General features: G+C 60.5%; 14 protein-coding genes. 5 read left to right on the top strand and 9 right to left on the bottom strand.

Translation table 11 applies throughout. The annotated features are described in order from the left end of the window. Window positions 1-276: 276 nt before the first annotated feature. On the bottom strand, window positions 277-1,395 hold the full coding sequence (zapE, locus tag JHX88_RS01475) for a cell division protein ZapE (protein ID WP_076522914.1): 1,119 nt from the start codon (window positions 1,393-1,395) through the stop codon (window positions 277-279). A 156-nt stretch (window positions 1,396-1,551) separates the two neighbouring features. On the opposite strand from zapE, the gene JHX88_RS01470 reads away from it, so the two are divergent. Then, entirely contained in the window at window positions 1,552-3,351 is a 1,800-nt protein-coding gene (locus JHX88_RS01470; RefSeq protein ID WP_076522467.1) for an ABC transporter transmembrane domain-containing protein, read from the top strand. Window positions 3,352-3,356: 5 nt separating this feature from the next. On the opposite strand, the gene JHX88_RS01465 is transcribed toward JHX88_RS01470, so the two are convergent. Beyond that, on the bottom strand, window positions 3,357-3,896 hold the full coding sequence (locus tag JHX88_RS01465; RefSeq protein ID WP_272848157.1) for a CAP domain-containing protein: 540 nt from the start codon (window positions 3,894-3,896) through the stop codon (window positions 3,357-3,359). A 184-nt stretch (window positions 3,897-4,080) separates the two neighbouring features. Here JHX88_RS01465 and lysM point away from each other — a divergent pair, with 184 nt between their 5' ends. The 3 genes from lysM (at window position 4,081) to JHX88_RS01450 (ending at window position 6,912) form a co-directional block, all read left to right on the top strand. Then, window positions 4,081-4,563, top strand: coding sequence for a peptidoglycan-binding protein LysM (lysM, locus tag JHX88_RS01460; protein WP_076522466.1), 483 nt, complete (start codon window positions 4,081-4,083; stop codon window positions 4,561-4,563). Between the two features lie 152 nt (window positions 4,564-4,715). Further along, window positions 4,716-6,602, top strand: coding sequence for an acyl-CoA synthetase (locus JHX88_RS01455; protein ID WP_076522465.1), 1,887 nt, complete (start codon window positions 4,716-4,718; stop codon window positions 6,600-6,602). A gap of 22 nt (window positions 6,603-6,624) precedes the next feature. After that, the gene (locus JHX88_RS01450) at window positions 6,625-6,912 is read left to right on the top strand and encodes an HNH endonuclease (RefSeq protein ID WP_076522464.1); all 288 of its coding nucleotides are present in this window, start codon (window positions 6,625-6,627) and stop codon (window positions 6,910-6,912) included. On the opposite strand, the gene JHX88_RS01445 is transcribed toward JHX88_RS01450, so the two are convergent. The 6 genes from JHX88_RS01445 to rimO form a co-directional block, all read right to left on the bottom strand. Continuing rightward, on the bottom strand, window positions 6,909-7,538 hold the full coding sequence (locus tag JHX88_RS01445; protein WP_076522463.1) for a DsbA family protein: 630 nt from the start codon (window positions 7,536-7,538) through the stop codon (window positions 6,909-6,911). The two genes, JHX88_RS01450 and JHX88_RS01445, sit on opposite strands and share 4 nt — an antisense overlap. 99 nt (window positions 7,539-7,637) lie before the next feature. Then, window positions 7,638-9,293: an energy-dependent translational throttle protein EttA gene (gene ettA / locus JHX88_RS01440; RefSeq protein ID WP_076522462.1), complete on the bottom strand. Its 1,656-nt coding sequence runs from the start codon at window positions 9,291-9,293 to the stop codon at window positions 7,638-7,640. A 70-nt stretch (window positions 9,294-9,363) separates the two neighbouring features. Then, complete coding sequence (locus JHX88_RS01435; RefSeq protein ID WP_076522910.1) at window positions 9,364-10,230, bottom strand: sulfotransferase family protein; 867 nt, start codon at window positions 10,228-10,230, stop codon at window positions 9,364-9,366. Between the two features lie 39 nt (window positions 10,231-10,269). After that, window positions 10,270-10,911, bottom strand: a complete 642-nt coding sequence (locus JHX88_RS01430; protein WP_076522461.1) for an MT-A70 family methyltransferase — start codon at window positions 10,909-10,911, stop codon at window positions 10,270-10,272. Continuing rightward, a complete protein-coding gene (locus JHX88_RS01425; protein WP_272848156.1) occupies window positions 10,908-11,507 on the bottom strand; it encodes a BglII/BstYI family type II restriction endonuclease in 600 nt (199 codons plus the stop codon). Before JHX88_RS01425 ends, JHX88_RS01430 begins: the two co-directional genes overlap by 4 nt. Next, the gene (rimO, locus tag JHX88_RS01420; protein ID WP_076522460.1) at window positions 11,504-12,868 is read right to left on the bottom strand and encodes a 30S ribosomal protein S12 methylthiotransferase RimO; all 1,365 of its coding nucleotides are present in this window, start codon (window positions 12,866-12,868) and stop codon (window positions 11,504-11,506) included. The genes JHX88_RS01425 and rimO overlap by 4 nt, the downstream gene beginning before the upstream one ends. 118 nt (window positions 12,869-12,986) lie before the next feature. Between rimO and JHX88_RS01415 the strand changes: the two genes are divergently transcribed. Continuing rightward, on the top strand, window positions 12,987-13,457 hold the full coding sequence (locus JHX88_RS01415; protein ID WP_076522459.1) for a hypothetical protein: 471 nt from the start codon (window positions 12,987-12,989) through the stop codon (window positions 13,455-13,457). A gap of 49 nt (window positions 13,458-13,506) precedes the next feature. On the opposite strand, the gene JHX88_RS01410 is transcribed toward JHX88_RS01415, so the two are convergent. Then, on the bottom strand, window positions 13,507-14,019 hold the full coding sequence (locus JHX88_RS01410) for an HdeD family acid-resistance protein (protein ID WP_076522458.1): 513 nt from the start codon (window positions 14,017-14,019) through the stop codon (window positions 13,507-13,509). Window positions 14,020-14,045 lie beyond the last annotated feature (26 nt).

Raw genomic sequence — 14,045 nt, 5'->3', positions numbered from 1 at the left:
GGGTGATCGTCAGCCACGCCCCGATCACCGATCAGCCGCGATCTCCTCCCTCTCCGGCATTAACCTGAACACAAGAAAGCTTACCCGAAGCTTGGCGAATGACCTCGCGTCACCCGCGCAACGAGCGCTGCCTGTGTACGCACTGTGTACAGGTTGTGCACGCGCGGTGTACGGGTTGTGCGGCCCAAAACCCAGCATTTTCTGTGTCAAGCCGCGCCTCGGTTGCACGCTGTCCCCGATGCAACGTTCGCCCCTGTTGCACCGGCCCGCCACGCCCTAACTGCCAAGGTTCGACTGCCCCCAATTCGCATCCTGCATCTCGCGGAGCCTGCTCGCTGTACGCTCGAATTCGAAGCTGCCTTCGCCTTCGTTGTACAGCTGTTCGGGTTGTTCGGCAGCGCTGGCGATCAGCCGCACCTTCGCCTCGTAAAGCGCATCCACCAATGTCACGAAACGCTTGGCCTCGTTGTAGTTCGACATGCCAAGCCGTGGAATTTCATCGATAATCAGCGCATCCACGCGCCGCGCCAGTTCCAGGTAATCGGCCGGACCAAGGGGTTGGCCGCACAGATCCCAGAACCCCGCCCGCGCCACCGTTCCCGCGCAGGCAGGCAGTTCGAAACTGCGGCCCTTCATCTCGATTTCGCAGGGCGCGGGCTCGGCGCCATCGGTCAGATCGTCCCAAAGTGCATCCAGCCCGGCATGCGCCGTCGCATCCGCCGGCGTGAACCAGACCTGCCGGTCAGAGCTGCGATTCTGCCGGTAATCGGTATCGCTATCCAGGCAGATAACCTCCATCCGCTCCCGGATAAGATCGATAAAAGGCAAGAATAACTGACGGTTAAGCCCATTCTTGTACAGGTCTTCCGGCACCCGGTTCGAGGTCGTGACGATGCTGACGCCCTGATCGAACAAGAACTGGAACAACCGCCCGACGATCATCGCGTCGGCGATATCGGTGATCTGCATCTCGTCGAAACACAGCAACCGCACCGACGCCGCCACACCCGCCGCGACGGGGCGCACCGTATCCTGGTCACCGCGCTTGCGCGCCTCTTCCAGCCCGGCCTGGATTTCCTGCATGAATTCATGGAAATGCACCCGTCGCACGCCCTTGTCCGGGGCAGCCTCGACGATCAAATCCATCAGCATCGACTTGCCGCGCCCAACGCCGCCCCAAAGATAGAGCCCCTTCTGCGCAGCAGGCTCGGGTTCCGTCGCACCGCCACCGAACCACGCACGCCAGCCGGTCCTGCGTTTCGGCTGGATGGCAGCGGTATCGGACAACCCCTCAACCAGGCGATCAAGCTCCGGCAGAACCGCCTCCTGTGCGGGATCGGCAGTGATCCGCCCCTCTGCCACATGCCGATGATAAAGCTCTGACACATCCACCATGATTGCCAACTGCCACGCTCCCCGCCCGCCCGCAAGAGGCCGGGCACAGCCTGACTGCAACGGCAGACGGAAGTCTGGCCTTCCGGACCTCATGCTGGACCTTGCCCGGCGCAGCGCCTAAACCCGCCGACGGGGAACAATCAGAGACAGGCAGACATGGCTCGCGGCAACAGGATCATCGAAGACCGGCCCACCAGCAAGAGGGTCGGCGCGCTACGTGCGCTCTGGCCCTTCGTCCGCCCCTACAAGCGGCAGGCATTGCTGGCCCTGATCGCCTTGATCGTCACCTCGGGGATCAGCCTCATCCTGCCGCTGGCCGTGCGCCGGGTCGTGGACGGGTTCGACGACGGTGCCGGATTGCTGGACGAATATTTCGCCGCCGCGCTCGCCATCGTGGCGCTGCTGGCGGTGGGAACCGCGGCCCGTTATTACTTCGTGACAAGGCTGGGCGAACGGGTCGTCGCCGATATCCGCAAGGCGGTATTCGGTCGCGTGATCACGCTCAGCCCCGGCTTTTTCGAGCGGGTGATGACGGGGGAAATCCTGTCGCGCATCACCACCGACACGACATTGATCCAATCCGTCATCGGCTCTTCGCTTTCCATCGCACTGCGTAACATGTTGATCCTTGGAGGCGGGCTGGCAATGCTGGCGCTGACATCAACCAAGCTGACCGGGCTGGTCCTGCTCATCGTGCCGGTGATCATCCTGCCGATCATTATCTTGGGCCGTCGCCTGCGCCGCTTGTCCCGGACCAATCAGGACTGGATCGCCTCCAGCTCTGGCACGGCCTCGGAAAGCCTGCTGGCCGCGCAAACCGTGCAATCCTACACTCATGAGTCCCGCAGCGCCGCCCGTTTCGACGATGTCACCGAACAGTCCTTTCACGTCGCCCTGACCCGCATCGGCACCCGCGCATTGATGACGGCGATCGTGATTTTCCTGATCTTCGCAGGTGTTATCGGCGTGCTCTGGATCGGTGCGCGGGACGTGCGTGAAGACGTCATGACGGCCGGGCAACTGGTACAGTTCGTGATCTACGCGATCCTCGTCGCAAGCTCGACCGGAGCGTTGTCGGAAATCTGGGGAGAACTGCAACGCGCCGCCGGCGCGACCGAGCGTCTGGCCGAATTGCTGACGGCGCGGGATGAGTTGTCCGACCCAGAAAAGCCCGTCAGCCTGCCCCGTCCGGTGCAGGGCCGCATCGGGATGGAAGGTGTGGTTTTTCACTATCCAAGCCGCCCCGATGTCTCGGCCTTAGAGGATGTGCACCTGACCATTCAACCGGGCGAGACGGTCGCGCTGGTCGGCCCCTCGGGCGCGGGCAAGACCACCGTGATCCAGTTGATCCAGCGCTTCTGGGACCCGATGAAGGGCCGCGTGACGCTTGATGGAATCGACCTCAGGGACATGCGGCGCGACGATTTCCGGCAGGCGATGGCACTGGTCCCGCAGGACCCAGCAATCTTCGCTACCTCAGCGCGCGAGAATATCCGCTTGGGAGACCCCGATGCGAGCGACGCGAAGATCGAAGAGGCCGCGCGTGCCGCTCATGCCCATGACTTCATTTCGGCGCTACCACAGGGCTACGATACGCAATTGGGCGAGCGCGGGGTGATGCTGTCAGGCGGTCAGCGTCAACGTATCGCCATCGCCCGCGCCATTCTACGCGATGCTCCGGTCCTGCTGCTGGACGAGGCCACGAGCGCGCTGGACTCAGAATCCGAAGCCCTGGTGCAGGTTGCGGTGAACCGGCTATCCGAGGGGCGCACCACCCTTGTCATCGCCCATCGCCTTGCCACCGTGAAAAAGGCCGACAGGATCGTGGTCTTCGACGAGGGGCGCATCGTCGCGCAGGGCCGTCACGAAGAACTGGTGGCTGCGGACGGCTTATATGCAAGACTGGCACGCATGCAATTTACCGACGGCTCGACCGACATTCCCGACGACGTGTAACGCGATCATCGCGGCGCAGCGTAAACCGCCGCCCAGAATCTGGTTTTTCCATCCGCGCCGATCGCCTGTCCGATCCCGTAATCGCGTATATTCGGGATCAGGATATTTTCCAGGTGTCCCGGCGACCGGTTCCATTCATGTAGCACGCGCTGCAGATCGAATGGCCCGGCTGCGATGTTCTCGGCGGTCAGGGCCGGTTTATAACCCAGGACTTTCACCCGTGCACCGGGACCACTGGTCGTCGATCCGACATGGGTCATCCGGCCTCGTTTGGCCATGTCGCAGGCATGACGTGCAGCAACCATGGCCAGGATATCGTTTGGCTCCACCGACGCGAACCCGACCCGAGAGCGGACACTATTCGTTCTATGGGCACCGATCCTGTTTTGATCCCTTGTGGTCGCGAGACAGGTTGCCTCGCCCGACGCGATGACCTGAACATCATGAGGATCGGCAGCCGCAGACCCGGGCGTCCCGGTATCCTTCGCCCCGCAGGCGGCGAGGCCCAGGAACAACACCCCCACAGACAATACTTTTGCTGACACGCCCAAATCCTCCTGCTCCGTGTTCAGGTTGGGCACTGGATAGGGCGCCAAGTCATAAGATCCGGTTAACGCGAAATAGGCCGTCAGATCATTTCTGCGGTGCCACGCCTTGCCGTGTCGCGGAACCTCTGTATCGTCGACAGCGTTCAACCGAAGTTGATCCCCTTTCGAAAGGATAATCACGATGGCGATCTGGGATTTCGTTAAGGATACCGGCAAATCGATATTCGGCAAGGCAGAGGCCAGTCCGGCCGAAGCCGGCGCCGAACCATCCAAACCCGCACAGAAAGACGCAACTCAAGCCAAGGTCGAGGCGCTGAAAAAAGAGCTTCGGACACTTGGGCTGGATGCCGGTGATGTGCATCTGACGCTGAAAGGCGATACGGTGAAGGTCGAATCGCGCGGCGCGAATCGCGAAACGATGGAGAAACTGATCCTCGCCGTTGGCAATATCGAAGGAATATCCAAGGTCGAGGCCGATATGCCAGAAGATGCCAAGCCGCAATTCCATACCGTCGCAAAAGGCGAGACATTGTCGGCTATCGCCAAGGAATATCTGGGCGACGCAAGCAAGTACCATGCAATCTTCGAGGCCAACCGCCCGATGCTGTCTGATCCGGACAAGATCTATCCCGGCCAGAAGCTGCGCATCCCTCAGGCAACATGAAGCTTGACATGACGTCGCGTCCGAATCGCGGTCTGACGCGGCGTCCTGCCTACCTCCTGTAGGGTAAACCCTTGCCCACAAGGGTAACTTCATCCCATTCTGGCCAAACACGAACAGGACCCGTGGCACGGGTTCTGAAGGAGGGGGGAAGAATGGGCCGTTTTGTCAACTACGATGACCGCAACCGTATCGAAGCCGAGATGGCCTATGAGGCACGGGATCTTCCCGCAACGCTCTACGGATTTCTCGAACGCACGGCCCGCCGTTTCCCCGACCGCCCGGCCATCAGCTTTCAGCTTATGTCGGGACCACAGGACCACGCGACGACGCTGAACTGGCAAGAGCTTCTGGCGCGCGTCACCCAGACCGCCAACCTGTTTCACAGCCTTGGCGTAGGTCCAAACGATACCATCGCCTATCTGCTGCCCAACAGCATCGAGACACCAGTGGTTCTGCTGGCCGGTGCAACGGCGGGAATCGTCAATCCGATCAATCCGCTACTGGACCCCGAACAGATTGCAGGGATTCTGCGCGAAACCAATGCCAAGGTACTGGTCACACTGAAGGCCTTTCCCAAGAGCGATGTCGCCCAGAAGGCAGCAGAGGCCGTCGCCTCGGCCCCCAATGTCTCGCATGTCGTCGAAATCGACCTGAACCGGCATCTGCGGGGATTGAAACGCTTCATCGTGCCGCTGCTCCGGCCAAAGGTGGCAGCACAGCACGATGCCAAGGTACTGGATTTCGAGGCTGCAACCAGCGGGCAAGACCGTGATCGCCTGCGATTCGACGACCCGCAACAGGACCGCATCGCCGCCTATTTCCATACTGGCGGCACAACGGGCATGCCCAAGCTTGCGCAGCATAAATATTCCGGCATGATCTATAATGGCTGGTTGGGCGGCACCTTGTTGTTCGACGAAACCGACGTGCTGATGTGCCCCCTGCCAATGTTCCACGTCTTCGCCGCCTATCCGGTGCTGATGTCCTGCATTGCCTCCGGGGCACATATCATCATGCCCACACCTGCCGGTTACCGGGGTGAAGGCGTCTTCGACAATTTCTGGAAGCTGATCGAGCGCTGGCAATGCACTTTCCTGATCACCGTACCGACCGCTATCTCGGCGCTCATGCAGCGACCGGTGGATGCAGATGTCTCGTCCCTGCGAACGGCAATCTCCGGCTCGGCCCCTCTGCCGCTGGAACTGTATAACCGCTTCAAACAGGCCACCGGGGTCGAGATCGCCGAAGGCTACGGACTGACCGAGGCCACCTGCCTGGTCAGCTGCAACCCCATCGACGGGCTGAAGAAGGTCGGCTCGGTCGGGGTCCCCCTTCCCTATACCCATGTTCGCATCCTCAATCACGACGATGCGGGCAATGTGCATGAATGCGGCGTGGATGAAGTGGGCGAGATCTGTGTGGCCAATCCCGGCGTCATTCCCGGCTCGACCTATACCGAGGCCGAAAAGAACCACCGGCTATTCACCGAGGACGTGTATCTGCGCACAGGCGATCTGGGCCGGATCGATGCGGATGGCTATCTGTGGATCACCGGCCGGGCGAAGGATCTGATCATCCGGGGCGGTCACAATATCGACCCCGCAGAGATCGAGGACGGGCTGCTCAGTCATCCGCAAGTTGCGTTCGCAGGCGCAATCGGACAGCCCGACAGCTTTGCGGGCGAACTGCCCTGCGTCTATGTCGAGCTGACCTCGAACGCTACGGTGACGGTCGAGGAACTGATGGAACACGCGAGCAACAATATTCACGAACGCGCAGCTATCCCCAAACATGTCGAGATCCTGCCCGAACTGCCCAAGACGGCGGTCGGCAAGATCTTCAAGCCCGACCTGCGCAAGCTGGCAATCGCCCGAATCTATAACGAGGTGCTGGAGGGAACCGGTGCCAGCGTGACCGAGGTTGTCGACGACAAGAAACGCGGTCTGGTGGCCCGTTTGACACGCAATGGCGAGGTGGACGAAGCCGAGGTCAAGCGCAGGCTTGGGGAGCATACCCGGCCATGGGAATGGCTCGCTTGAAGCCACCGCTGCGGGATTGGACATGGACGGCACCGACACCGATCCGACCTGCCCGCTTTGCGGACGCCCGATCCCGCCCGAGGTGCCGCAGAGCCGACATCACCTGATCCCACGCCTGCGCGGCGGCAAGGGCGGTGCGACCGTGCTGTTGCACCAGGTATGCCACTCGACCATCCACAAGACGCTGTCGGAAACCGAACTGGCCCGCCACTACAACACGGTCGAAGCCCTGCGCAGCCACCCGGAACTCGCCCGGTTCTTCGCATGGGTGGCCAAGCGCCCGCCCGGCTGGAAAGGCAAGATACGTTAACCGAGGGTCTTGCGCCCACGGGCGACCAGGCCCTGTATTTCCTCAAGACTCATTTCGCCGAAAACGCCCTCATCCCCCGCGATGAAGGTCGGCGTGCCCATCAGGCCCATATGCTCGGCGAGATTGCTGCTCATCTGGATATGTTCTTCCACGCGAGGCGATTCCATGTCGGCGCGCAGCTTGTCTTCATCCAGCCCGACTTTACGCGCCACGCGCATCACAGTCGCTTCGACCGCGCGATCCTTCATCCCCAACAGAGCGGCATGAAACGGCCAGTATTTGCCCTGATCCAGCGACGCCAGAGAAGCCCGCGCCGCAAAGACCGAGCCTTCCCCGAAAACCGGCCATTCACGGTAAACCACCCGCAGCTGTGGATCGGAGGAAATCAGCTTCTGCACGGTGCCGACCATCTCGCGGCAGAAGGGGCAGTTGTAATCGAAGAACTCGGTCAGGGTGATATCGCCATCCGGATTGCCCAGAACCGGTGAGGTCGGATCACGCTCCATCGCCTTGCGCAGTTCCTCCGGCATCGGGTTGGGGCGGTCGGCATCCTGCGCAAAGGCGGGCATGACTGCCCCTACCCCAAGAGCGGCTCCGCTGACGAGGATATGACGGCGTGTCGGCATGGGCGGTCCTTTCGAGGCTGCGATCGGGCAATTTTTCCATGATTAGGACGCGCGACCGGCGAAAGCCAGTCACGTTCCGGTGGGATTCATGACCTGCGATTACCTAGTGAATTTCTTGTATTTCACCCGCTTAGGCTCGATCGAGTCCGGGCCAAGACGACGGACCTTGTCTTCTTCATAAGCCTCGAAATTGCCCTCGAACCATTCGACATGGGCATCGCCCTCGAAGGCCAGGATATGCGTGCAAAGACGGTCGAGGAAGAAACGGTCGTGCGAAATGATCACCGCGCAGCCCGCAAAATCCTCTAACGCGCCTTCCAGAGCCTGCAGGGTCTCGACATCCAGATCGTTGGTCGGTTCGTCCAGCAACAGGACATTGCCGCCGGATTTCAGCAGCTTGGCCATGTGCACGCGGTTGCGTTCACCGCCCGAGAGCTGGCCGACCTTCTTTTGCTGGTCACCACCCTTGAAGTTGAAGGCAGAGCAATAGGCGCGGCTGTTCATCTGCGCGTCGCCTAGCTCGATCTGTTCGGCCCCGCCGCTGATTTCCTCCCATACAGTCTTCCCTGCCTCCAAGGCATCACGAGACTGATCGACATAGGAAAGCTGCACCGTGTCGCCGAAACTGATCTCTCCGGCATCGGGCTGCTCCTGCCCGGTCAGCATGCGGAACAGCGTCGATTTACCGGCACCGTTCGGGCCGATCACGCCGACGATGCCACCCGGAGGCAAGCTGAAATCCAGGTCCTCGACCAGCAACTTGTCGCCCATGGCTTTCTTGAGGCCGCTCACCTCGATCACCTTGCTTCCAAGGCGCTCACCATTCGGGACGATGATCTGCGCGCGGGAAAGCTTCTCGCGCTCGGACTGGTTGGCCATTTCGTTATAGGAGTTGATCCGGGCCTTCTGCTTGGCCTGCCGCGCCTTGGCACCTGCGCGAATCCATTCCAGTTCGCGCTCCAGCGTCTTTTGCTTGGCCTTGTCCTCGCGGGCCTCCTGAGCAAGCCGCTTGGCCTTCTGTTCCAGCCAAGCCGAATAGTTACCCTCGTAGGGAACACCCCGGCCACGATCCAGCTCGAGTATCCAGCTGGTGATATCGTCAAGGAAATACCGGTCATGGGTGACGATCAGGATCGTGCCGGGATATTCGATCAGGTGCTTTTGCAGCCATGCGATCGTCTCGGCGTCCAGGTGGTTGGTCGGTTCGTCCAGCAGCAGCATGTCGGGCGCCTCAAGCAGCAGCTTGCACAGAGCCACACGCCGGCGTTCACCACCCGAGAGCGTTTCGACATCGGCATCGTCGGGCGGGCAACGCAGGGCTTCCATCGCGACATCGATCTGGCTGTCCAGGTCCCAGAGGTTCTCGGCGTCGATTTCATCCTGCAGCTTGGCCATCTCCTCGGCGGTCTCATCCGAGTAATTCATCGCCAACTCGTTATAGCGCTCCAGCTTGGCCTGTTTGGCCGCAACGCCCAGCATGACATTTTCACGCACGTTCAGCGATGAATCGAGCTGGGGTTCCTGCGGCAGATAGCCCACGGTCGCGCCCTTGGCTGCCCATGCCTCGCCGGTGAAATCCTTGTCGAGACCGGCCATGACGCGCAGCAGCGTCGATTTACCGGCGCCGTTCACGCCGACAACACCGATCTTGACGCCGGGAAGGAAGTTCAGACGGATGTTTTCAAAGACCTTCTTGCCACCGGGATAGGTCTTGGACACACCGTCCATGTGATACACGAACTGATAGGACGCCATCGAATTCTCCTGCAAACTTTGCGGCTATGTAGGCCAAAGCGGCCGGTCATGAAAGGGCAGCCGCAAATGCCTAGCGAGTTTCGTCCACGAATTCCGATCCGAACTCCGCCTTAAGGAACTCTATCTGCGGCGCCATGTGTTCGGTCAGGGCCGAAATCGCTTCGGCCGGGGGTTTCAGCCCCGACGGATTCGCGAAAACCTTCTGTCCAAGATTGCCATAGGGATAAGGGCCGAGGCCCAAATATTCCTCGACCTCGTCCATCAACTCACCGGGTGCGCGGGCGATTCGACCGAAGGGGATCACCATCATCTCCGGGAAATGCCGCTGCCAGCGAGGCAGGTATGTCGCGTAATCCCCCCTGTCGTAAAGAACCGGATTCTCGATCTCTTTCAGCCAGTCGTCCAATGTCTCGGGTGTCCGTTTCTCGCGGCGCAGGTTCATTCGCAGTTGCGAGATAGCCCGGTCGACCGGGTGACGAATCAGGTAGAGAACCCTCACCTTGCGCAGGAAACTGGCAATGAATTCGACCCCTTTTTCGGGCAGGGTCGAATACTCGGGGGTAAAATCCATCGGCACCGCACCTTCCGGGGCAGGCGCGAAGACGCGCTTGTACCAATGGTTATGGAACATCTTCCCCGTGGTCAGCCCGTCGAGATAGCGATCAAGTTCGGGCGGCATCGGCACTTCGCGCTTGATATGCCGGTCACGGATTTCCTTGGGCTTGTTGCGGTAGTGCCAGCCGATCCAGCGTTGATGCTCGGGAATATAGCGGTGATTGAAGAACTGGACTTCCTTGAAGGGCGGAATCCAGATCTGCGGATGCTGGCCCAGCATCTGGGCAAGCCATGACGTGCCTGCCTTTTGCGCGCCGATGCAAAGAGCGCCGGGTTTGCGCGGCTTGCCCTCGGGATCGAAGGCGGGGCTGATGGTGATCATTGGTGGCAGCATGGAAAAATGACTGTCAAATGGCAGAGGTTACTTTGAACGCAGCTTAACAACATTACTTTGCGAGTGATTGGCATAGGTCGGCCAGTTCGGCTCGTATTCCTCCGACTGATTTCCCCAAACGGTCCAGCCCTCGCGCGCACCGCGTGCAAACATTTCCAGACGAGGCCCCCAGCTGCAAGCCTCGATCACGTCATATTGTTCATCCGGCTTGCGGCTATGCTCGCGTTTACGCGAGACGAATACGTTCTCCTGCGAGCGTCCGGGGTCGAGCGTCCGGACATCCTTGCCCCGAACCCCGAACAGCAGCACTTCGGTCACGTTGCGAAAATAGAACCCCACGCCGCGCCGGTCGGGACCGCCATCCTTGCGGACCTTGTACCAGATCAGGTTGCTCTTGTACTTGAAGCCCCATTGATCCATGACGCGCAGCCCCTCGGGTAGCAGCGCATTTGGCACCCACAGATACAGATGCGCGCGCGCCGCCGCGATGGCCTCGACCGGCAGATCGCAGATATCGTCCAGCGTCATGGTCGGATAGCGCGACAGGCGCTTGTGCTCGGGCGCCATCTTGCCGGTGCGGTTCTGGAACTGCCAAGGCGGATCAGCGAGGATCGTGCCAAAGCGGGTATCACCGGCGACAGCCAGCAGGTCGTCAGATGCACTGTTCATGGCTGCCCTCCGTCAACATATAGTTTCTTGGTTATCCCGAACACCAATAGAGGACATCCGGCCCCACCGCCACCTTCAATTCGCGGTAGCAGCTTGGACATATGCGTGGTCGATGCCCCGAAGGACGATTTTCGCCCCAGATCGTTGAAGATATCCTGAAGCTCGTCCGATCTGGTTATGATGACACCAACACTCAGCGCGCGCAAATCGAACAGCAGGCGAAAATTGTTCAGATCGCGGTCGTAGAAAGGATCCTTGTTGTTCCATTCGATCTCGAGCCCGATCTTGTTGCGATAGCAGTCGATCTTGTGGGTCGGACTGTCGAGCCGGTTGCCATCGACCAGCATCGCCGTCTGGAACTGCTTTTCCTCCCATCCGCGACGCATCAGGAAACCGTCGATCCGGTCGGCAACCTGTGATTTCCGGCCACCACCGACCTCGATCCATTCGCGACGCAGGCGGAACGCGGTCAGCACATCCAGGATATCGCGCCATTCGTCCTGAAAATCGTGGGCGAGGATGGCACTGGCATGCCGCCATTCATGCACCTCGTAATGGGTCCGCACGAATTCGGGCAGACGTTCCTGCAGGCTCACAGCCTGCCCCAGAGATCGTATTCGCCCGCCTCATCCACTGTCACGGTCACGATATCGCCCGGTTTCAGCGCCTCGAAGCCCTCGTCTACGAACAGGTTGCCATCGATCTCGGGTGCATCGGCCTTGGTGCGGCAAGTCGCGCCTTCTTCGTCAACGGCATCGACGATCACCTCCAGCTTGCGCCCGATCTTGGCCGCAAGCTTTGCCTCGGATATCGCCTGCGCCTTCTGCATGAACCGGTCGAACCGATCCTGTTTAACCTCGTCCGCCACGTGATCGGGCAGGTCATTGGCCCGCGCACCCTCGACATTTTCATATTGGAAGCAGCCGACCCGGTCCAGTTGCGCCTCGTCCAGCCAGTCCAATAGGGTCTGGAACTCTGCCTCGGTCTCGCCGGGATAGCCGACGATGAAGGTCGAACGAAGGGTGATATCGGGACAGACCGAACGCCACGCTGCGATCTCGTCCAGCGTTTTCGCCGCCGCCGCGGGGCGGGCCATGCGTTTGAGCGTATCGGGATGGGCATGCTGGAAGGGAATATCCAGATAGGGCAGCACCAAGCCTTCGGCCATCAGCGGGATCAATTCACGCACATACGGATAGGGATAGACGTAATGCAGCCGCACCCATGCGCCCAATTCCCCGAGATCGCGGGCCAGGTCGGTGATATGAGCGCGATGGCCACGTTCTTCGGCGAATTTGCGGTCAACGCCATAGGCGCTGGTGTCCTGAGAGATGACCAGCAGTTCCTTCACCCCGGCCTCGACCAGCTTCTCGGCCTCGCGGATCACGGCGTGGGCGGGACGGCTGACCAGCTTTCCGCGCATGTCGGGAATGATGCAGAACTTGCATTTGTGATTACAGCCCTCGGAAATCTTGAGATAGCTGTAATGGCGCGGGGTCAGCGTAACACCGCTGGCAGGCAGCAGATCGACAAAGGGATCCGGCGAGGGCGGCACCACCCCGTGCACCGCATCCAGAACGGATTCATATTGATGCGGCCCGGTGACGGCCAGCACCTTGGGATGCGCGCCGGTGATATATTCCGGTTCGGCCCCTAGGCAGCCGGTGACGATCACCCGGCCGTTTTCCTGCAACGCCTCGCCGATCGCCTCCAGCGATTCCGCCTTGGCGCTGTCGAGAAAGCCGCAGGTGTTGACGATCACCACATCCGCACCGCCGTAATCGGGGCTGATCGCGTAACCCTCTGCCCGCAGCCGCGTCAGGATACGCTCGCTGTCGACCAGCGCCTTGGGGCAGCCAAGGCTGACCATGCCGATGGTCGGCTGACCCGCTCGCCGCTCATCGGGAACGGTGGCACGGGCTAGATCGGGGCGAAGATCGGGCGGGTTCTGATGCATCTGCCGCACATAAGCGATTCGGAGGCACCTGAAAAGAGAGCATCGCAGGCCGTGTTCGCCGGAACGTGACTTCCCCTTCCACAGCGTTTCACGGCATATGCATCCCATGTTTACGAGAATGCGCAGATATGCCCCGCTGATCGGCACCGTCTTGATGCTGTCTCTGGCACCGTATGCGGGAATTGCAGAGATACGTGAGCGTCCGAAGCTCATCGATGTCGTGAACGACAAGGGCGGCAATGTGCTGGAGATGGTCCAGCAGCGCGAACGACTTGCCCGGTCGGGAAAAACCGTCCGTATCCGGGGCTATTGCCGTTCGGCCTGTACGATGCTGATCACCATGCCCAATGCCTGCCTCGGCCCCTATGCCCGAATCGGGTTTCACGCGCCTCGTATCCCGAACACCTCGATCATTCCACCCTATGTCGATCAGATCATGGGCAGCTATTACCGGAACGGCATCCGCCAGCGATGGTTCGGAGGCTGGAACCAGTCTTTGGGCATGAACGTGATCTCGGCCCGAGAGTACGTCCGCCTCGACCCGCAAACGCGCATTTGCAAAGGCCTGATCAAATCGAAAAAACGCTAGAGGCGCATCTGGCTGCGCCGGATCGAACCGGCACAGCCATTTGAATGACTTACTCCCTTTTCGCAGGCGCTGAGTTTGAGATTGCAATCATCGACACACCGTTCGAAATCAGCTCTATCGCCAGCAGCACGCCCAGAATCGTCGCGGCAGAAGCCGGGAAATTCGCAAGGATCATCAGGGCAAGAACAACCGACAGCGCACCGCTCAGCAGGATCAGCCAGAAACCATTGCCGCGTTCGAGCGAGAACGCCATGGCCACTTTCACCGCACCCGCCACGAGGAACAGGATGGCGACGATCAGGGTCAGCGACAAGACACCTGCGAGGGGCCGGGTCAACAGCATGACACCAAGGATGGCAAAGGCCAGCCCAGCCAATATCGCCCAGATCCGGCCACGCCAGCTTTTCTGCTGAAACACCGCGACGATCTCGAGCACGCCGATGAAAAGAAAGCTCCAGCCGGCAAGCCGCTCGGCGGTCAGGGTCGCAGCGAGGGGATTGGCCAATGCCAAGCCGCCCGCCACAATCGAAAGCCCGCCAAGGATAATCCAGAATACACGCATGATAAAAACTCCATCTGTACTTACAG

The organism is Paracoccus saliphilus, assembly GCF_028553805.1.
Lineage (GTDB): Bacteria > Pseudomonadota > Alphaproteobacteria > Rhodobacterales > Rhodobacteraceae > Paracoccus > Paracoccus saliphilus.
Note: the sequence above shows the minus strand (reverse complement) of the source record. Positions and strands in the feature narration are given on the sequence as shown.

What these genes read in the sequence shown, in the direction of transcription:
- JHX88_RS01450 (WP_076522464.1), top strand. Translation starts at nt 6,625, where the DNA reads ATGGACGGCACCGACACCGATCCGACCTGCCCGCTTTGCGGACGCCCG.
- rimO (WP_076522460.1), bottom strand. Translation starts at nt 12,868, where the DNA reads ATGCATCAGAACCCGCCCGATCTTCGCCCCGATCTAGCCCGTGCCACC.
- JHX88_RS01415 (WP_076522459.1), top strand. Translation starts at nt 12,987, where the DNA reads ATGCGCAGATATGCCCCGCTGATCGGCACCGTCTTGATGCTGTCTCTG.
- JHX88_RS01455 (WP_076522465.1), top strand. Translation starts at nt 4,716, where the DNA reads ATGGGCCGTTTTGTCAACTACGATGACCGCAACCGTATCGAAGCCGAG.
- zapE (WP_076522914.1), bottom strand. Translation starts at nt 1,395, where the DNA reads ATGGTGGATGTGTCAGAGCTTTATCATCGGCATGTGGCAGAGGGGCGG.
- lysM (WP_076522466.1), top strand. Translation starts at nt 4,081, where the DNA reads ATGGCGATCTGGGATTTCGTTAAGGATACCGGCAAATCGATATTCGGC.
- JHX88_RS01435 (WP_076522910.1), bottom strand. Translation starts at nt 10,230, where the DNA reads ATGATCACCATCAGCCCCGCCTTCGATCCCGAGGGCAAGCCGCGCAAA.
- ettA (WP_076522462.1), bottom strand. Translation starts at nt 9,293, where the DNA reads ATGGCGTCCTATCAGTTCGTGTATCACATGGACGGTGTGTCCAAGACC.
- JHX88_RS01430 (WP_076522461.1), bottom strand. Translation starts at nt 10,911, where the DNA reads ATGAACAGTGCATCTGACGACCTGCTGGCTGTCGCCGGTGATACCCGC.
- JHX88_RS01410 (WP_076522458.1), bottom strand. Translation starts at nt 14,019, where the DNA reads ATGCGTGTATTCTGGATTATCCTTGGCGGGCTTTCGATTGTGGCGGGC.
- JHX88_RS01445 (WP_076522463.1), bottom strand. Translation starts at nt 7,538, where the DNA reads ATGCCGACACGCCGTCATATCCTCGTCAGCGGAGCCGCTCTTGGGGTA.
- JHX88_RS01470 (WP_076522467.1), top strand. Translation starts at nt 1,552, where the DNA reads ATGGCTCGCGGCAACAGGATCATCGAAGACCGGCCCACCAGCAAGAGG.